This window comes from Muricauda sp. SCSIO 65647 (genome assembly GCF_021534965.1).
In the GTDB taxonomy this organism is placed as follows: Bacteria; Bacteroidota; Bacteroidia; order Flavobacteriales; family Flavobacteriaceae; genus Flagellimonas_A.
In genome coordinates, this window is the sequence record NZ_CP091037.1 from 2166908 (window position 1) to 2186996 (window position 20089).

The 20089-nt window shown below is 44.5% G+C and carries 10 protein-coding genes; 1 reads left to right on the plus strand and 9 read right to left on the minus strand.

What is annotated here, in order from left to right:
- Positions 1–205: 205 nt before the first annotated feature.
- The 3 genes from L0P89_RS09660 to L0P89_RS09670 form a co-directional block, all read right to left on the minus strand.
- Positions 206–1858 carry a sodium/sugar symporter gene (locus tag L0P89_RS09660; protein WP_235264894.1) on the minus strand — a complete coding sequence of 551 codons (1653 nt, stop codon included), beginning with the start codon at positions 1856–1858 and terminating at the stop codon, positions 206–208.
- 128 nt (positions 1859–1986) lie between these two features.
- The gene (locus L0P89_RS09665) at positions 1987–3579 is read right to left on the minus strand and encodes a RagB/SusD family nutrient uptake outer membrane protein (RefSeq protein WP_235264895.1); all 1593 of its coding nucleotides are present in this window, start codon (positions 3577–3579) and stop codon (positions 1987–1989) included.
- A 12-nt stretch (positions 3580–3591) separates the two neighbouring features.
- Positions 3592–6669: a SusC/RagA family TonB-linked outer membrane protein gene (locus L0P89_RS09670; protein WP_235264896.1), complete on the minus strand. Its 3078-nt coding sequence runs from the start codon at positions 6667–6669 to the stop codon at positions 3592–3594.
- 353 nt (positions 6670–7022) lie between these two features.
- On the opposite strand from L0P89_RS09670, the gene L0P89_RS09675 reads away from it, so the two are divergent.
- Positions 7023–8048 (plus strand): LacI family DNA-binding transcriptional regulator, encoded by a 1026-nt coding sequence (locus tag L0P89_RS09675; RefSeq protein ID WP_235264897.1) that lies wholly within the window; start codon positions 7023–7025, stop codon positions 8046–8048.
- Between the two features lie 24 nt (positions 8049–8072).
- Here the strand turns inward: L0P89_RS09675 and L0P89_RS09680 are convergent, their stop codons facing one another.
- The 6 genes from L0P89_RS09680 to L0P89_RS09705 form a co-directional block, all read right to left on the minus strand.
- Positions 8073–8780, minus strand: a complete 708-nt coding sequence (locus L0P89_RS09680; protein WP_235264898.1) for a fibronectin type III domain-containing protein — start codon at positions 8778–8780, stop codon at positions 8073–8075.
- Positions 8777–12145, minus strand: a complete 3369-nt coding sequence (locus L0P89_RS09685; RefSeq protein ID WP_235264902.1) for an alpha-amylase family glycosyl hydrolase — start codon at positions 12143–12145, stop codon at positions 8777–8779. Before L0P89_RS09685 ends, L0P89_RS09680 begins: the two co-directional genes overlap by 4 nt.
- A 73-nt stretch (positions 12146–12218) precedes the next feature.
- Positions 12219–14231 (minus strand): SusE domain-containing protein, encoded by a 2013-nt coding sequence (locus tag L0P89_RS09690; RefSeq protein WP_235264903.1) that lies wholly within the window; start codon positions 14229–14231, stop codon positions 12219–12221.
- A gap of 9 nt (positions 14232–14240) precedes the next feature.
- A complete protein-coding gene (locus L0P89_RS09695; RefSeq protein WP_235264904.1) occupies positions 14241–15353 on the minus strand; it encodes a SusE domain-containing protein in 1113 nt (370 codons plus the stop codon).
- 12 nt (positions 15354–15365) lie between these two features.
- Complete coding sequence (locus L0P89_RS09700; RefSeq protein WP_235264905.1) at positions 15366–16928, minus strand: RagB/SusD family nutrient uptake outer membrane protein; 1563 nt, start codon at positions 16926–16928, stop codon at positions 15366–15368.
- Between the two features lie 11 nt (positions 16929–16939).
- Positions 16940–20059 carry a SusC/RagA family TonB-linked outer membrane protein gene (locus L0P89_RS09705; protein ID WP_235264906.1) on the minus strand — a complete coding sequence of 1040 codons (3120 nt, stop codon included), beginning with the start codon at positions 20057–20059 and terminating at the stop codon, positions 16940–16942.
- Positions 20060–20089: the final 30 nt, after the last annotated feature.

The following is a 20089-nucleotide window of genomic DNA, read 5'->3' on the forward strand; positions in this document are numbered from 1 at the left end:
TAATCGCTGATGGTGATTTTTTCTACTTGTCTTGCTGCTTCTGAAATATAGATGGTTTTACCAAATTCTTCTGTAAGATCTCTATTTTTTACATTTTGCAAAAATAGTCTTTGAAAGGGGTTGAACCTGTCAAGTTATTTACATATTTCAAAAGACTTCAAAATTAATCAATTACATTTTTTGAAGACAAAGTTCCAGGTGTTTTTTAGTTCCAGAAAAGAGCATAAAGGGCCACTAGCACCAACATCACCGCAAAAGCGCCAATATTGAACGTGGGGCTGGTTTTGAACAAGTTCTTGCCCAACGGTATACCCTTTGGATCGTCAGCACCTTTGCGTTCTGAAAGACTGGCAATAATTATAATGCCCATTGTGAGCAGCAGTGTGTATCCCATTTGATCTAAAAAAGGAATATCCACAAAGAATGGACTATCAGACCACCCCTTAGCACCCACTTTGAAGTACATGGCTATTGGAATGGATGCCAGAGCACCAATGATCGCCGCCCTGTTGGTCGTTTTTTTCCAGAATAACCCCAATAAAAAGACTGCCAAGATACCAGGGCTTACAATGCCGGTATATTCTTGAATGAACTGAAAAGCTTGATCGATACCACCTAACAAAGGAGCCATGATACATGCGACTACCAACGCTATGGCAGCAGAAATACGGCCGATGGTCACCAATCTTTTTTGACTGGCATTTTTATTGATGTATTGCCGGTAAATGTCCATGGTAAATATGGTAGAGGTCGAATTGAGCATAGAGGCAAGCGAAGAGACAATCGCAGCTGCCAAGGCAGCAAAGGCTATACCCTTCAATCCGATCGGCAAAAACTGGAGCAACCAAGGATACGCCTTATCGGCCTGTTCAAGGGTAGGTAGGTTTCTTGCGCCAATTTCACCAAGACCTGCCATGATTTCGGCGTCGTTTACCATGACATAGGCCGCTATGCCGGGTATTACCACAATCATTGGAATGATCAATTTTAAAACTGCGGCCATCAAGATTCCTTTTTGTGATTCCCTCAGAGATTTTGCAGCAAGTGTACGTTGAATGATATATTGGTTGAAACCCCAATAGTATAGATTGGCCACCCATAATCCCCCAACCAATACCCCAATTCCGGGAAGGTTTTTATATTCGGGATTGGATTTATCCAATATCATGGCAAATTTTTCAGGTACATTTTCATATACTGTCTTAAGACCTGCCATAACACCTTCGCCACCTGAAACCGTGTTCAGGGCCAAGTAGGTGGTGACGAGACCTCCCAGTACCAGAAAAATCACCTGTATTACGTCGGTCCATGCCACGGCTGATAGCCCGCCATAAAGTGAGTAGGCCGCTGCAAAAAGTGAAAGCCCGATTACACCATATACCATTGGAATATCCATGATGGTCTCTAATGCAAGTGCCCCTAGATATAACACAGAAGCAAGGTTGACGAAAACATATAGTGCGATCCAGAACAAGGCCAAAATGGTCTTCAGATTGGTTGAATACCTTTTTTCAACAAATTCAGGAATGGTGTAAAGCCCTTTCTCAATAAAAATTGGCAAAAAGTATTTGCCAACGATCAAAAGGGTAAGCGCCGCCATCCATTCATAAGATGCAATGGCCAAACCGACCGCAAACCCAGAACCAGACATGCCTATAAATTGTTCTGCAGAAATATTTGCCGCTATCAACGAAGCCCCAATGGCCCACCAAGGTAATGACTTGCTTGCCAAAAAGTAATCTTCCGCATTTTTTTCATGGCCTTTTTTATCACGGGAGACATACAGGCCCACAAAGAGAATGAGCGCTCCATATGCTGCAAAAATTATGTAGTCTAAGGTGCTGAATTCGGTGCTCATGTCAACGTATTGATTCGGTTGGGTTATTTAGGTTACAAGGCAACATTCCCAGTTCTTATTTTGTGAAAATACAATCAAAAAAGGGCGGCTTTGGCCGCCCTTTTTGGTTATATATATGCTGAAATTTCTTAATACCCTGGATTCTGCGTTAAATTTGGGTTCGCCAAAACATCGGCAACAGGTATCGGGAAAATGAGTAGGTTCTCATTGCCAGCTTCTTTAAGATTCCAAGCTCTCAAATATTGACCAAACCTGATCAAGTCTTGTCTTCTTACTTGTTCTTGGTACAACTCCCTGCCCCTTTCGGCCAATAGGTCCGCTTCGGTGACAGTACCCAATGCAGAAGCACCCCTGGTTGTTCTCAACTCATTGATCATTGCTGTTGGATCGCCGCCCATTCTCCACATGGCTTCCGCTTTCATCAAAAATCCATCGGCATACCTATATCTCACAATGTGGCGTCTTCTATCCCCGCCATCTTCGTTGGGGTGGTATTTGAACATTCGTATTCCTGAGGTTTCCAATGTGGCATCATCGGCAGGGGAAACAAATTCGGCCTTCTCCGTTTCTCTGGTAAAGACCAAAGGAACGCCACCGACATTTTCCCTTGCATCCAAGGCTGTTCCATCTTGCTCATATTGCTGGTTGATCAAAAAGCCCAGACCAATACCCAAGTTATCTGCATTTGCAGAGCTTGGATCATGAACCACCCCTCTACGTTCTTCTTGTCCATCGCCAGGGTAATTAGTGTCAGCTGGCCCCTCAAACAAGTCATAGAACTCAGCAAGTGTGGTAAAGCCATTCCAACCACCACCGTCATTAAATCCAGGGAAATCTTGGTTATAGTGCAATGTATGCCAAGTTCTTGGCCCTGTATCAGCTGGTGACCACCAGATGGTTTCCACATCATTGTCTGGCCTGAAGATATCAAAGTAGTCTCCTGAGGCCGCAAGGGTATAGCCACTTGCCGCAATGGCATCAACGGCATCGATGACCACTTGCATGTCTGCAGCTTGTGCAGTTCCTCCCAAATACACGTGCTTGTTCAGGTGAACTTTGGCCAACAAATGTCTTGCAGCAGCTTTTGTGGGGGTCGATTTTAATGCGATACCATCGCCGGACGTTACTTCGGGAAGGTCTTGAATGGCGGCATTCAGGTCAGCCACTATACTATCGATGGCCACTTGCCCTGTAAGTACATCTGGTGTTGCACTATTGGGTAGGTCAACATCCCTGTAGGGAACCTGTCTCCACATATCAAGTATCCAACTCATGGCCCAAGCTCTATAGAATCTTGCCTCGGCTTTTTGCTGAACGATGTCGCCCCCGGCCGTGTTGACACTTTTAGGGCTGATTACCCGCGTGGCGTTGATGGTGATACTATTAAGTTCTTGCCACGGATTAACGATGTCAGATAGTTCCGCATTCCAAGTTTGTCTGTGGATGGATAGCCATCGACCATTGTCTCCCCAGTCAGTTCCCCTGGTTGGAACTATGTATTCATCTGTTGACACCTCGTTCAATGCAAAAAGACCTTCTTGATTTGCCAACTGTCCTCCTGCAATGATGTTCTGAATGTTCGCTACTTCACCTTGTACGTTTGCCACGCCGGCAAAACCGTCGGTGATTAACGAATCTGTAGCCTCAATCTCTAAATCGGTGCATGAAAACACCATCGCGATTGCAAGCGTAATGCCTAAATAATTTGTTATTTTTTTCATAGTGCTATTTTTTTAAAAGGTAACATTAACTCCTAAACTAAATGTTCTGGGCCTAGGATATTGAAGATAATCGATAGAGGCCGAAGGGAGTCCATTGTCTGGAATGTCGGTAGTACTTACCTCAGGATCCAAGCCGCTATAATCTGTAATCAAAAATAAGTTTTGACCACTTAAGCTGAGACGCATACTCTTCAATAAACTGTCTTCGCTCAAGGGAACATTGTATGAAACAGCTGCTGACTGTAGTCTCACAAAATCTCCTTTTTCCAAAAAGAAAGTACTCGGATTTGTTGCTGATAAAGTAACGCCATTGTCGACCACACTTTTCAAGTTGTTTCTACTTCCAATCTGTGGTGCAGCAAATAAGGCATTGGCAGTATTGTTGTAGACATAATGCCCAAATTGACCAGAGAAAAACAAAGAAGCGTCCCAATTCTTGTATGAGGCAGAAGTCGAGAACCCTGTTATGATATCTGGGAGACCAGATTTATCCAATATCGTAGGGTCAGTGTCTACATTAAAGTTTTCATCGACCAAACGCAAATTGTACGTAAACAGGGATCTATCATTTGTCAGAATTTGAGAAAAACTATTGGTAAGCCCCTGACCGAAAAGCTCCCCTGCCTGAATATTTGGGCCATCGTAATCAGTCATTTCGTTCTGGTTGTACGAAATATTGAAATTGACGTTCCAATTGAAATCTTCAGATCTTACCACATCGTAATCCAGTGCCAGTTCAACACCTTGGTTGACAATTACCCCATCAACATTCTGAAAAACAAACGGGGATGTAGCTGGCTGAACGGCCGGCAAGTTCAACAGAAGGTCTCTTGTCTCTTTCCTATACAAATCCAAACTTCCTGTAAAACGGTCGTTGCCAAACCCGAAATCAATACCAAGCCCATATTGAGTGGTTTCTTCCCATTTTAGGTCTGGGTTTGCGAAGGCAACTTCAAATGTGGCCGGTGTGCTGATCTGTGAATTTGACAATATATCAAGAGTCGGGGCATTCAATCTTCCCCATCTAGTTCTATTGACAAAGTTTCCATAGCCAAGACCATCTTGGTTACCCGTGATACCCCAATTCAACCTAACTTTAAGTGTCGAAAAGGCTTCTCCAATAAAGTCTTCTTCATTCAGCTTCCATGCAAAGGCAGCGGAGGGGAAATAACCATACTGATTGTTACCACCAAATCTTGACGAACCATCAGCCCTAACGGTGGCCGTGAACAAATACTTGTCGTGGAGGGTATAATTGACCCTGGCAAAAAAGGATTGCAGTTCATCAGTATTATCAAAAGTGTCTACAGTGAATGCATTGATTGGAATAGTCGGTAAAGTTTGAATTCTTTGATTCACATCAGGGAGCAGGCCCAAAATTCTGAATATATCGCCATCGTCGGGGATGTCTTGAAATGTACCTATACCGTATGCCTGATAATTGTCGGCCAGATTTTTTGTGGCCTCATAGGTGTTTTCGGTAATATCCCTTATTTGGCCCAAATCGGAGGTTCCAAAACCTTGCCCTAAAATATTCTGGCCTTTCCTATTGAAATCTTGAAATGAATAACCTACCAGAGCATCAAGACTTGAGTTTTCAAACTGTTTGTTGTAATTCACCGTAAGTTCGACCAGTCTATTCTCAGTTTCTAGATTGCTTACTGCAGCCCTTCCGTTGCCTATGGCTCCATTTTCCAAGGCAAGAATTTGTGGACCTACAACCTGTCCTCTTGCAGAACTTGAAGTATCATATCCTAAATTCAACTTAGCGGAAATCTCATCTGTTATGGTATATTCAAAAGATATATTGCCTAGAAACCTATCGGTATTGGTATTGTCGTCGTAATAGGCCAATAGGTTGGCAGGATTTCTATCAGGTGCCGCACTTAGGTTGGGGTTGGCGGACAATGTGGGATTCGAGTAGTAAGCCGCAGCCAACAAATCACCTGTACTTCCCGATGTTCTACTAATAAAAGGTACCCTATCGTTTATTCTAGAAACAGTCGCTTGTAGATTTACCTTTAATTTATCCTCAAAAAATCTATGGGCTGCATTGACCCTTCCTGTAATACGCTCCAAATCGGTTTGTTCGATGATACCAAACTGCTTAGAATATCCAAAAGTTGCCCTGACGTTACCCTTGCCATAATTCATCGAATAAGATAAATTGTTGTCTGTTGATGCAGCGGTCCTGAATATGAAATTCTGCCAGTCTGTGCTGCCACCTAGGTCGGCACCACCCCTTGCGACAAACTCATTGGCGGTCAAAAGGTCGTACTCATCAGCTACCGATGATATGTTCAGGGTGGTTCCGAAAGACCATAACCCTTTGCTACCGGCACCTTTTCCAGATTTGGTGGTGATAACAACCACACCGTTGGCACCCCTAGAACCGTAGATTGCCGTGGCAGAGGCATCTTTCAAGATACTCATGCTTTCAATGTCATTGGGGTTCAAAAAGTTGAGCGGGTTTCTCGAACCACTTGTACCAACACCCACATCTGCACCACTGGCAGAAACCTCTTCATTGGTAACGGGTACACCGTCAATAACAAATAGCGGACTGTTGTTGGCCCGAACGGAAGAAGTACCCCTGATTCTCAAAGCGATTCCAGCTCCTGGCTCACCACTTGATTGTGTAATTTGAACACCGGCGGCTTTACCTTGAATTAACTGTTCAGGCGAGGAAATGACACCTTGGTTAAAGTCTTCAGACGTCACTGCGGCTACAGCACCTGTCGCATCTTTTACAGTGGTCTGACCATAACCGATAATAACCACCTCATCCAATGCTTGGGCATCTTCCTGTAAAACTACATTGATAGTTGATTGACCATTTACTGGGATTTCCTGTGTTGCGTAGCCAATGTAGCTGAACACCAAAGTGGCATCGCTTGAAACATCGTCAAGGGTGTAATTGCCGTCAAAATCAGTTTGTGCACCATTTGTCGTACCCTTAACAACTACACTTGCCCCTGGTAACGGACCGTTGGCATCTGAGACTGTGCCAGATACCGTCTGGGCCTGTGCTAAACCGAAGCATAAAAATACCCCCAATAGCGCAAAGCCTTTAAGTAGCGTAATCTTCATAAGTAATTAATTTTAAGTTGAGTTAATTTTAATTTAAACTATAAACATATGTAAAAAAAGCGTTAAAATCCTAATTTGGCGCTTCGGCAGAAAAGTACGAAAACGGTTTCGTGTTAATAACTTTGTCCCATTATCGTTTATACACTTCCATTGACTTTAATTTACGTATGCGCCATAAATTGTAGGTTAGGGATAAGAAATTTACAAATTATTGCTAAATATAGCATATTTTTATTTCTTGTCTCCCAACCCTTTATTTTTTAAGGATATTTGCGACAATTGTACAGTATTGTTCTGATAAAGGGACAGATTGAGGTTTTAATTAATGGGAATGTGATGTAGAATTCAATAATATGCTAAAAAAAAAGATTACCCTAAAACATATTGCCAGAGAGCTTGAGGTCTCTATTTCCACTGTTTCAAAGGCATTGAAGAATAGTGAGGAGATAAGCCGAGATACAAAAGAGAAAATTCAAGCTTTTGCCAAGTTGTACAATTACAAGCCCAATAACATTGCCATAAGCCTTAAGAATAAAAGAACCAAGAATATCGGTGTGGTCATTCCCGATATCGTTCATCATTTTTTTACCACGGTTGTTCGCGGCATTGAAAATTTTGCCAATAAACAAGGATATAATGTCATCGTGTGTCTTTCTGATGAATCTTTTGACAAAGAGGTCATCAACATGGAAATGTTGGCCAACGGCAGTATCGATGGGTTTATCATGTCACTTTCTGCGGGGACCCAAGAGAAAGATGATTATAACCATCTTAAGGAGGTGACCGAACAAGGAATACCGGTGGTGCTCTTCGATAGGGTTACCGATGAGATAGAATGCGATAAGGTGGTCATCGATGATTTGCAAGGGGGGTATATGGCCACAAAAAAGTTAATTGATGAAGGCCGAAAGCGCATAGCACTTTTGACCACATACGATTATTTCAGCGTGAGTCGGGCGCGTAATGAGGGGTATAAAAAGGCATTGCACGACCATGGGCTTGAATTTAAAGACGAATATGTTCTTAAGTTGCCCTATATGGATGTTGATGAAAAGACCATAAGTAATTTCTTTGACAAAATTGAAGTAGATGGTGTGTTGAGCGTAAATGAAATTTTCGGTATTTACGCCATGCGGGTGCTACAAAGAAAAAAACATAGAATTCCTAAAGATATTTCAGTGATCGGTTTTACAGACGGACTATTATCACAGTATGCAAACCCAAGCATGACCTCTGTGGCACAACATGGGGATCATATGGGTGAAACAGCGGCCAGAATGTTGATCGAAAAGGTAGAGAGTGATTCTGATGAAGAAACCTTTAAGACCGAAATCATACAACCGACAATCGTTTCCAGAGAATCTACCCTTAGCCTTTGATTCTTAGATGCCCAAAAAAATAATTCAATTCACCCTGAACTGGAAAACCGCTGATCGCGAGCTATTTCCCATGGCATCGGTGGTGATGACACGCCAATAGTAGACCGTATTTGAGTTGACCTCTATATCAATCGTGCTCTCAGTCGTATCGCCGATCGATGTTTCTGGCGGATTACTGGTTTGGAGATACACTTCATAAGAAATGATGTCACCGTCAAGGTCATTGCCTTCCCAAGTTAGGGTAATGGTTCCTGCCGTCACGGAAGCCCCTATTTTTGGAGTGGGATTATCAGCAGGAAAAGGGGAATAGTTTTCAATACCGGGTCCTGCATTGTAAAACTTCCATGAAGCACTTTCAGCGGTTTCTGTGGTGCCATTGGCCTTTGAGACTACCGACCATGAATAAGGGGTGCCCCGGTTCAATCGTATCTGTAGCTCATTAGACTGGGCCTGTAGTTCTTGAGAAGTATCGGTATCAAGATCTCTTAATTTGATGGTGTACGAATCAGTGTTTTCAGAACTATTCCATCGAAAAGTCACTTCGCTTTCGGCATCTGAAAGCACAGTGCCCTCGGTACATTCTGAATTGTTTTCGGGAAAGATCAATGTCGTTGCTGAGGGAGCCGGGATGGGATCGGGTTCTGGATTGTTTTGCCCATCATCACCACCGCCGCCACAAGCCGATAATAATGACATGACCAAAATAGCGGGGATATATTTGGCAGCATTCATTGTTTTGCAATTTTAAAATGGTGTGTCTTGGTATTTTCATAAACATTGATGAAGTACAGCCCACTTTGAAGAGCTGACATGTCGATTATTATCGAACCATTTTCAAGTGTTTTGGTTTGTTTCATTAGCAGTTTGCCATCAATGCCAAAAACTTCAATGGCAACAGGATCGTTGTTGAATTGGCTCATCTCGATGGTCAATTGGTCCATGGGCAATGGATTGGGATAGGCCACTGCCATACCTTCCAAGATGATGGTTTCTTCATAAATGCCCTGACAATCATTGTCTGTCTTTACACTTAGGCGGTTCACCGATGTTTCTAAATCCAAGACTATACTGTTTTCGTCAGTTCTGAATATTCTGTTGTTGAGTGAAATCTCATAACTTCTGCCCCCTTTGAGGTTCAGGGTCAACTTTTTTGGGGTACTCTCCACTTTTGAACTCACCGAAAGGTCTTCAGGTTCTGTAACGGTCACTTCAAAACACTGTTCATACTCAGTTTGCCCAGCAACGGTAATGCAAATGGTATAGTCACCCGCGGTAAGGCCATCGAAAACCACAGTCTCGTTAAAAGACTGGCTTCCCGTACCATTGCCAGACATGTTGGCGGTATACTCTAGAGCAGTCGTGGCAGTGATCGAAATACTGCCATTGTTGCTACTGCGACAGGTTTCACTGGTGGTTTTAACAGCAAAATTATCGGCAGGAAGGGTAAAAATTTCGCAGCCCGAAACATCGACCGTTGTACCCAGTGGGGTATTGGGGCATAGGTCATCACCATCGGCCACACCATCGTTGTCTTCATCGGGAATATTGCCGTCAGGAAAGACCGTGCTCAGCTGATCACCAAATATTCTGAACTCACCGGGATCTAGCGATATGGGGGCGTTCACATCTTCAACAATGTATTTTTGATTGTCTTCCAAAAATTCATACCAGACCCCGGTTTCTTGAAATTGGGGGTCGATATCTAGGGTGGTCATACCGAAGTTGCCAATGATGGTCACATATTTGATGGCATCACCCATGGCATTTGGATTGGTCAGATGGATGGTCTTCAGTCCTGAAGAGGCATCTAAATCCATAGTGAAATCAGTAGTCTCGAAAATATCTTCGCCCAATTTCAGTTTGATGAGGTCGCCCCATGTGTCATAGATGGCTGTTCTATTGCTATCGTTCAGGTATTCCCAACGAATGGGTTTGTTTCCAGTTCTTCCATTTTCATTTATTGAAATCTCGTAGCCCAGTTCACCAAATTGCCAGATCATTTTTGGTCCGGGAATGGTAAAGAAAAAGGCCCCTGCGGTCTGCATACGTTCCAGTGCCGTATCGAGTTCCTTAACTGAATAATCGCCCTCTACATTACCAAACTCGAGGTTCTTGTACATCAATCGTTCTTCATCATGGCTTTCCATGTAAGACATGGCTGCGGGATTGTCAAAACCTTTGACTTGATAAGATACTGCCGAAAAATTCGATTTTCCACTTTCATGATAGCCCATGGTGGCCTCGTTGTAAGGGTCGGTCTGTTTGTTCCAAAGTAGAATACCTTTGCCTTCGTTCAAACGATAATCGGCCCATTGCTTTTCTTCTTGAATGCCTCCCAAATGTTCGAAGATGATATAAGAATCAGGATCGCTTGCCCATTGGTTATCGGCGTAGCCCTTCAATACTTCGATGCGGTCGTTTTGGGTGCTGTTGGTACAACTTTCATCGGAGGAAGAACAATTTTGGGTGAAGCCTTTGGTAAGATCCCAACGCATTCCGTCAATTCTATACTCCTCTATCCAATAGGTAACCGTTCTGTTCACATAATCTCTTGTGGCCTGTTGTTGATGATTGAAGTCATTGAAAACGCTATAGGAATGAGTGGCGACAACATTAAAAAAAGGATTTTCACTTGAGGCCTGGCCCCCTGTTCCTCCATTGTCGGTGTTCCACATTCGGTAATAGGGGTGTTGCCCAGAGGCATGGTTATAGACGACATCGACAATCACGGCGATACCTCGGGCATGGCATTCATCAACCAAAGACTTGAAGGCCTCTTTAGTGCCGTAATATTTGTCTAATGCCATGTGGAACGATGGGTTATATCCCCAACTTTCATTACCATCAAATTCGTTCAGGGGCATAAATTCGATGGCGTTGATACCCAAGTCCTCCAAATAATCTAACCGTGCCTTTACGGCATCGAAACTGTGCAGTGCGTCAAAATCACGGATCAACAGCTCATAGACCACCAAATCGGTCTTTTTGGGTTTTTGAAAGTTAAGTGTGGCATCTGACCACGGGTATTCTGCATCTCCGGTGCGCAATACCGTAATGGCCTCCGTTTGGCCAGTGGGGTATTCCGGTAGGTTTGGATAGGTGGTTTCATCAATAAAGCTATCATTTCCGTAGCCATCTAAAATTAAGGTAGAGTAGGGGTCGGCAATATTGATGTCAAGCTCGACCAAATATTGGTAGAGGTGGTCAAATTGGGGTGTAAGCCCTGTCAATTCAAGCCAAAAACGGTCTTGGCCAGAATCTTTTTTCATCAAATACGAATCATTGACGGTCCAATTGTTAAAATCACCAATTACGTGAACAAACTCTTTGTTGGGTGCATAGAGTACCAAAGTCGCCATGGTAGGGTCAGAAGGGTTCAAGTTGATCCCGTCCAACAAGCCAACCGGAAGAGCTTCCTCTATGACCGTGGGGCGAATGGCATAGGTGAAGGAAGCCGATTCGGTATTGGCGCCATCGGTAGCTTCCAAAACAAAGTTAGTGGTAGTGTTTATAGTAGTGGTATAGCTGTAATCGGTTGATGCGGTAGTAACATTGTCGACAATCGTTCCATTGGCGGTCAACGTATAGGTAGAGGCAATTGATGTCGCTGCGGTGATCGTAACTTCTGTGCCCGCATCTATCAAAGTGGTACTTTGGGTCGGAGCAGTAAGTACCAACTGGTAGCCACCAACATCTACAATATTGTCTTGTGTTTTTTTGTCGCCCGTACCATTTTTAGCCTTGGCGAGCATGCCGATCCGCGAAATTCCCGTGGCACCATAAAAGGAGGTGGGGGTCAAGGTATAGCTAAATGTGCCATCGCCATTGTCGGTCATTCTTTGAACTTCGTTTGAATTTTCCCATGTGCCATTGGTCGGGGAATCGCCCGCCTGTGTACCAGAAGCATCAAAATACCAAGCCCAAAGATAGACGTCGCTCACGCCCCAGAGGCTAGGGTCAATGCCTGAAACGGTGATGGTAATTTCATCATCTTCGTTGAACGTAGGAGGGTCAATGGTAAAAACTCCCTCTTGCTGTTGGGCCAAAAGTCCGACTGAAAGAAGAAAGAAGAAAAGCGCTTGTATTTTTTTTGCCATAGAAAATGTTATTGGGTAAAAAAGGGCTGTACGTACAGCCCTTTTTTGAATTTAAATTAACTCAATCACATTATTATTTCGCGATAAGGGTATAGGTAGGTGCTCCTGCACCGCTAAAATCCAGGAAGATATCATAAGTGCCAGCCGTTACGGCAATATTATCACCTCCGTCCTCCAAGGTTCCATCTGCACCAGTATCCCCAATATTGACTCCCCAATCTTCATTTATCCTGAATTTGATTTCGCCATCGATTAGGGGAACATTTTGAGCGACCCATCTGTCAGGGTTGTACTGTGTGAAACTAAAGTCTGGACCTGCATTGCCCCAGTCATTATAACCAGAACCTACAATGCCCCAAATATCAGTCTCCTCAACGGTAATAAGCAAATTGTTCAAATCTAACCTGATTTGGTAGAAACCTGCAGTCACTACAATATTATCCCCATTTAATTCTGCAGTACCATCACCACCGGTATCGCCATAATTGGTGCCCCAATCATTGTTCAAGCGCACTTTCATTTCGCCATCTTGGAGTTTGACCCCAACTACAAAAGTGTCGGAAGTATTGTCATAGAACATTTTGGCATCAGGGCCTGCACCGCCCCAATCGTTCCATGCAGAACCTACGATCCCCAAGCTATAGGGTTCTATGGTATAGGTAAGGTTGTTTAGATTCACAATAATTCGGTACTCACCAGCTGTAACCACAATATTGGCGCCATTGAGTTCTAAGGTGCCGTCGGCTCCATCGTCCCCATAGTTCACGGTCCAATCGTTGTTTTCTCGGAATTTGATTTCCCCGTCAACCAGTGTTACATAACTTACCACTACGCCATCTGTATTGGTGGTATAGAAAGGCGCATCAGGGAAGGCCCCCCAGTTATTGTAACCGGAACCTACCACACCTAGGGGACTAAGTGCACCTGCAGTTTGGGGTTCACCAAGGGTAATGGTCCTGTTTTGGGTATCTATGGCTATGGAATACATTCCCGTGGTACCAATAAAGGCAAAGTTACTGTCGCCATCGTTTGCATTTACCAAATTGTTGTCTATGGTATAGCCCCGATCGGCATAGTATGGATAATTCTGACCAGAATCCCAATTGCCTTCTTCGGTGAAGAACCTAAAGTTATTGTCGGCCCCATTGTTGTTTTGCAGGTTGATGTTGCCCGAATAGATGGCACCGATCAAGCGTAGCTCCACCGGGGTATCCCATCCCCAACCAGCATCGGTCGCACCAGCTCCAACGACATAAAGTATGGGCGCTAGGGTAATGTCATAAGGGGTAATGGATAGTGTGATGGGGTCTGAATATCTTTCTATCATTCCCGATTCCGTTTCCAAAACGGCCTTTACCCGTACCACTGCATTTGAAGCTTCTTCTGGGGTCAATCCCAGATCCAAGGCTATAGTATTGATCTCTTCATGGCTAAGCGCTAAGCTCAGTTCATTGGTGGTAGCACTTAGAAACACGGTTTCAAAATTGGTGTCTGGCAGGGCAAATTCTAAGGTATAGTCTACGCTTACCACGCCTCCGTCACCAAAATCAGGATCATTGAACTCGATGGTCAGTGCCGTGGCAGTGGGATCCAGATCGGAGAGCACCACTTCGGTACCTGTTTCGGGCCCTGAGATTTCGGGGGGGGTTTCCGTATAGGCCGATACACTATAACTTACGGTTTCTGAGGTCTCTGAACCGTTCGAAACCCGCATATGAATTGTAAAGGGCTCAAAAGCCTCTGCCCCGGCCCCGATGACCACAGAGTTGAATTCTGCCACGGTCATCGTGAAGGTCCTATTTTGGGTGGTGCCCAAGGCAATGGGCGAATCAAAGGTCTCTGCTGCAGAAGCTTCCACGCTATATGTGGCCCCGCTTGAAGCGACATCATTCCATGATAGCGTAAAGGCAGGGTTGTCCGGCAACGCAAAATTAAGGTTGATGTTGGTTATGGTTGGGGTGATAACCTCAAAACTGTCTTCTTGCAGTGGAACGATCTGCAAATCGGTATCATCATCTTCGCATCCAACAAAAAGGAACAATAATAAGGTCAGTGGACTTAGTAGCTTAACTATTTTTTTCATCATTCTTATCTTTTAGGATTGTGAAAGATTTATGGGAATAAGATGATAATCTCCAGTTATGGAATTGAACCAAATCTCATAATCATCTTCAATATCGACCGGAATGCTGCCTCCGTTGGGTGTTGCCACTCCAGAGAACAGGGTGGTTCCGCCCCAGACATCACTGCCATTGGCCGTAAAGGTAAACTCTCCTGGAACCAAACGAACACTGGGAATGTACCAGATATATTCATCGAATATTTCTCCTCCAACCCCATATTGCGTCAAGGTCGCTTCCGCAGCCAAGGCCGAACCGTTCACGGTCAAACTGCTTAGCGGGGTAGGAAGTGTTTCTTCATAGGCTAGAATGGTGAAAGTGAGCCTATCGACATCTACGGAGAAGGTATAATACCCAGCATCCATACTTTCTAAGTTATTGATTGCCGGAGGATCCTCATCGTTCTCGGTTGCCCTGTAAGACAATTGTCCGTCATTTTCTCCTTCACCATATTGCGGTGCCCAAGCCCCACGTATTTCCAAAAACTTCAATGGACCACTGTTAAACCGTCCAGTATACTTAAACTCACCTGGTTTAGAGGCATCCCTGAACAATACGGCATTGTTGTTATTGTTGTCCCAGCCCGATGCACTGGCCGGCCCCACCAAATAATGATCCACAAAGGGATAGTTATAATACGTCAAAATATTAATGCTGACCGAATTGGAGAGGGTTTCTGCGGCTCCTGGGACACTTCCCAAGAAAGAGGCTACCCTTATGTACAGATCATTCCACTCAAAAGGGGGCAAGCCTGCACTGCTCGCAAATGAGTTTACTTCATCAACTGATAAAGTGATTGAATTGGATGTGATCACGGCACTTCTGGCAGAATCGGTAAACGTGTCGTCGCTACCAAACTCCAATTGATAGCTTACTGGGGTTTGAACTGAATAACTGGCATCTTCCCAAACCAAAGTAAGTGCAGGATTGGTGACATTCACTCTGTCCAATTCAATGGTAGTAATATCAACCTCTAACAAGGTCGAGCCTCCTTGCGGAGTAACCGTAACCAATTCTCCATCTTCTTCACAAGAACCCAGTCCTGTAAGTGCCAACAGAGTCAATATTGCGATTTTTAGTTGTTTCATCTTTGCTAAATTTTAAAAACCAGGATTTTGGGTTAAGTTGGGGTTGGCCTGTATGGCCGAAATGGGCAATGGGTAGAGGTTGTAATGATCTGGTATGGAAGTTCCATTTGCCACTCCGCCTTTCCATGGCCAGATATACGAACTGCCGGTAAACCTACCATAGCGTATGAGATCTGAGCGGCGATGCCCTTCAAAATTGAGTTCCCGGGCCCTTTCATCAAGAATGAAGTCCAAGGTAAGCTCAGAGGTGGTTATCGCATCAGCACCGGCCCTAGATCGTATGGCGTTTACATACCCCAAAGCGGTGTTTATATCACCCCCACCATCTCTCAGAACGCATTCAGCATACATAAGATACGCATCGGCCAAACGGAAAAGGGGGAAATCGGTACTTGAGAAGTCAGTAGAACTGCCCGACCCATCCGCATTGGTATTTCTGAACTTGGTCGAAGGAAAACCATCTGTCCAGGTTCTATAGTCATTCATTTCAAAGTTATGGCCATCCGTCCAAAACAGAGAAGCTCTAACATCGTTGGAATTGGCCAAGGCAATGGCACTTGAACCAAAAAGACCATACCAGTTTTGGGAAGAGCGATGGCCCGTCCAACCCTGTAATGCCCCAAAATCATTGGGGTCCATGGTCTCGGTACTTAAACTGCCATTGACCAAGTAAGTGGTGTTTCCAAAGCTCTGGCTTACCACGGCATCGGCCAATATTGGGAATATGATTTCTGAAGAGGTGTTGTTGTCTGCGGAAAACAGTCTTACGAAATCAGAATCCAATATATGACCACCATCTTCAATGACCCTTGTGATAAAAGTAAGGGCATCGGCATAACGCTGGGTTCCGGTGTAGACCTCTGCGTTCAAATACAGTTTGGCGAGAAGCATTTGCCCAGCAGCTCGATCTGCCCTTCCATAGGCCAAGGGCGTTTCGGCCATTTGTGACTCTATGGCCAAAAGCTCACTCTCTACATAATTGAATAGCTCAGTTCTGGAAACCTCGGGCAAAAGATCGGTGCCCCCAAAGTTTTCTTCGGTAGACAAAACCCCTTTCCCGAACACATCTATTAAATAATAATAGGCCAATGCCCGTAGGAAGCGCACCTCGGCCTGAACCACTTCTTCATTCTCGAAATCTTCATTCCCTAAAATGATCAATAGGTTGTTGCACTGGGGAATGGTGAAATAGATTCTATTGAACAGGTAACGAAAAAACTTGTTGTTCTCGTCCCAAGCAGAGGTAGTGGTCAATTGATCCAGACCATCATCGCCCCAGCGGTTCTTCATGGCATCAGCAGAAAAATCCTGCAGGTTCACAATTCCTCTTAAGAAGGGCGATTCACCGGCATCATCTCCCTGAATGTCACGACTGCCCGAACCATCTATGCCCGAAAGTGCATACGAGGCATAAATTCTGGACAAAATGCCGTCTACTGCATTGGGGTCTGAGTCCAGTATCTGATCTAAAGATTGCTCTACAATAGGTTCGGTATCCAAGTCGTTGGTACAGGAAACCAATCCGATTACAAGCAAAACAAGTAAAATAGCCTTAAACTTTATTTTATCTTTCATAGGTAGTTTTTTTAAAAATCAAAATTGACACCAAGGGAAAAAGTTCGGGGCCTTGGATAAAAATTATTGTCAATGGCATTAAAATTCTCCGGATCCTGCCCATCATAATCCGTAATAAGGAATGCATTGTTGACCGCTGCGAAGATTTTCAGGTTGGCATCCTCAAGAATTTCCTTAAAGGTATAACCTAATGTGATATTTTCACAGCGCAGAAATGCGGCGCTTTCCAGATAATAGTCGGAAAATTGCACATTGTTCAATCTGTCGAGTATCCTGTCGTCCGCTGCACCAGAAAAGAAATCCAAGACATTGGTCAAACTTTGGGCGTCTGTCGGTATGGCCGCTTCTATAAAGCCCGAAGTCAAACGTCTGGCATTGTATATCTGCCCATCCAGTTGACCTCTAAAACTAGCTGCCAAGTCTAAATTCTTATAATTCACATTCAATCCGAAACCAAAGGTCCAATTAGGGCGAAGCGCCTTATAGTATCTATCTGCATTAGTAATCTGCCCGTCTCCGTTTAAGTCGACAAAAGAACCCAATATAGGCCTTCCGGTGTCGTCATACACTTGGCGGAATACCCATGCGGAATATACTTGTTCCCCAACCGCATGCCTGGCCAGACGAACGCCCGTTCCAAAGGGGATGGTTGATTCTCCTGCTTCAATACTTTCCAAACCTTCCAGATCGGTCACCTCTGTTCTACTGTAGGCCAAATTACCGTTCAGGCTTACGTAAAAATCTTCACTCTGCACGGGGGCCACTTCAAGAGACAATTCAAAACCTTCTCCTTCGGTAGAGCCGATGTTTTGTGGGAATAGGTTGGTAAAGCCTTGCCCAGGGGCCACAGGAGCCTGTACCAATAGGTCTTCGGTCTCTCTCATAAAGACGTCAAAAGACCCACTCAGTTGCCCGCGATTAAAAAAGGTGAAATCAATACCTGCATTATAGGTGGTAGTGGTTTCCCAGGTGAGATCGGGATTAAAGGGCCTGGCTGAATAGATGTTCACCCCATCCAAATATTGGCTGGTACCGCCGCCTATATCAAAGAGCGGCAGTGCTGGATAGAACCCAACTCCATCAATATCAACAATGTCTGACTGCCCTGTCTGTCCCCAGCCCAAGCGTAGCTTCAATACTTTGACGAAGGAAACATCCTCCAAGAAACTCTCCTCGTTCACCTTCCATGCCAATGCAGCGGCAGGGAAGTTACCCCAACGTTTGTCCTCTAAAAACAGGGAAGACCCGTCACGTCTATACGATAGGGTAAGCAGATATTTGTCAAAGAAGTTAAGGTTGGCCCGCCCAAAGAAAGACTGAAGGTTCCATTCATTGTAAAAACGACGGTTGGGATTACCCGGATTGGGTTCTACTTCCCGAAGCCCGGTATCGACGTTGTAGCGATACTGTACTTTGTTGCCATCGTTTTTAAAGTTTTGGTAGGCATAACCCCCTTGCACATCAAAATTGCGCAAAAAACTATTGTCCAATGTTTTGGTATACACCAGGTATGCATCTGAGGTAACGTTGGTGATATGTTGGTTTTCTTCATAGTTCACCCCGGGGTTGAACACAAAGCCGCCATTCACGTTGTCTTGCCTGTAGGTAGAGATGGCATTCTCTGTAAAACGCTCTTCAATACGTGCCCTTGAAGCTTCCGTTCCTAAATTCAAGACGGCCCGTAGTTCGGGAAAAAAGTGCATTTTATAGTCAAATTCGATATTGGCCAATAACCTTCGGTTGATCTCAGGTCTAGACCGTTGGTTGAGGAGTGCCAGTGGGTTGCTACCTCCGAGCAAAGTGCCGGCCACCCCTGCAGAGCCATCAGATACCAAGTTGTAAAAGCCTCCAAAAGGGGAATTGGCATCAAAAACCGGTTTGGTGGGATCGTAGCGTACTATGTTGCCCAGGGCCCCTTCTTCATCCACTGCATTTTTTTCGGTATAGATTCCTTTGGCATTGATGTCTATTTTGAGATGGTCATCAAACAGCATAGGGGTCAATTTAATGGAGCCGGTCACCCTTTCCAGATCATTGGTACGTACCACCCCTTGAATATCGCTATACCCCAAAGATGCCCTGAATGGAATTTTGTTGAACAGATTGGCGCGCACACTAAAATCACTATTTGCGGTTATTGCCGTTCTGTAAATGGCATCTTGCCAATCTGTATTGAACACTTCCCTTTGAATTTGGTTGCCATTTTCATCAGTAACGGTGATTATTCGACTGGGTTCACTGGTAGATACCGATCCCACCGGAACGCCCAAACGCGTGGCCGCATTCGGATCCAATCTGGAAAGTTGATCGCTATAAATGTCTATAAAGTCTATATATTCATCCCCATTCAATAAATCGATCTGATCGGTTACCCCGGCAAAGGATACATTTGATGAGAAATTGAACCTGGCCTCACCTGAAGTTCCCTTTTTTGTGGTAATGATAATAACACCGTTGGAAGCCCTAGATCCATAAATGGCAGATGCAGAGGCATCTTTGAGCACGCTAAAGCTTTCAATGTCATTGGGGTTGATCAGGTTAAGAGGGTTCGAGACCCCAGCGGCATTTCGTGAATCAATGGGGATTCCATCGATTACGATAAGCGGAGAGCTATTGGCGCTTAAAGAGGCACCACTCCTAATCCTAATATTTGGTTCTGAGTCTGGTGCACCACCATTGTTGGTAATTCGTATACCTGGCGCCTTACCCACAAGCAACTGATCGGCAGAAACGATTACCCCTTGGTTAAAGTCTTCTGCGGTTACCAGATCCACAGAGCCTGTTGCGTCCTTGACCGTGGTGGTACCATATCCGATGACCACCACCTCGTCTAATTGTTCGGTCGATTCTTGTAAGGCAACATCCAATTGATTTGTGGTGACCGCGATTTCTTGGGTGTTAAAACCGATGTAAGAGAATACCAGAACATCACCTTGATTTGCCGTTAGGGTATAGTTTCCATCAAAATCGGTGACCGTTCCAGTCGTGGTGCCCTTGATGATGATATTGGCACCAGGTATTGGTAAACCCGTTGCAACATCAGTGACCACACCCGTCACTGTCACTTGTGAGAAACCCCATAACGGGATGGCCAAAAGTAACAGTATCAAGTACCTTTGTAGTTTTTTCATAAATGATTAGGTTTAAGTTAGCATTAAGTT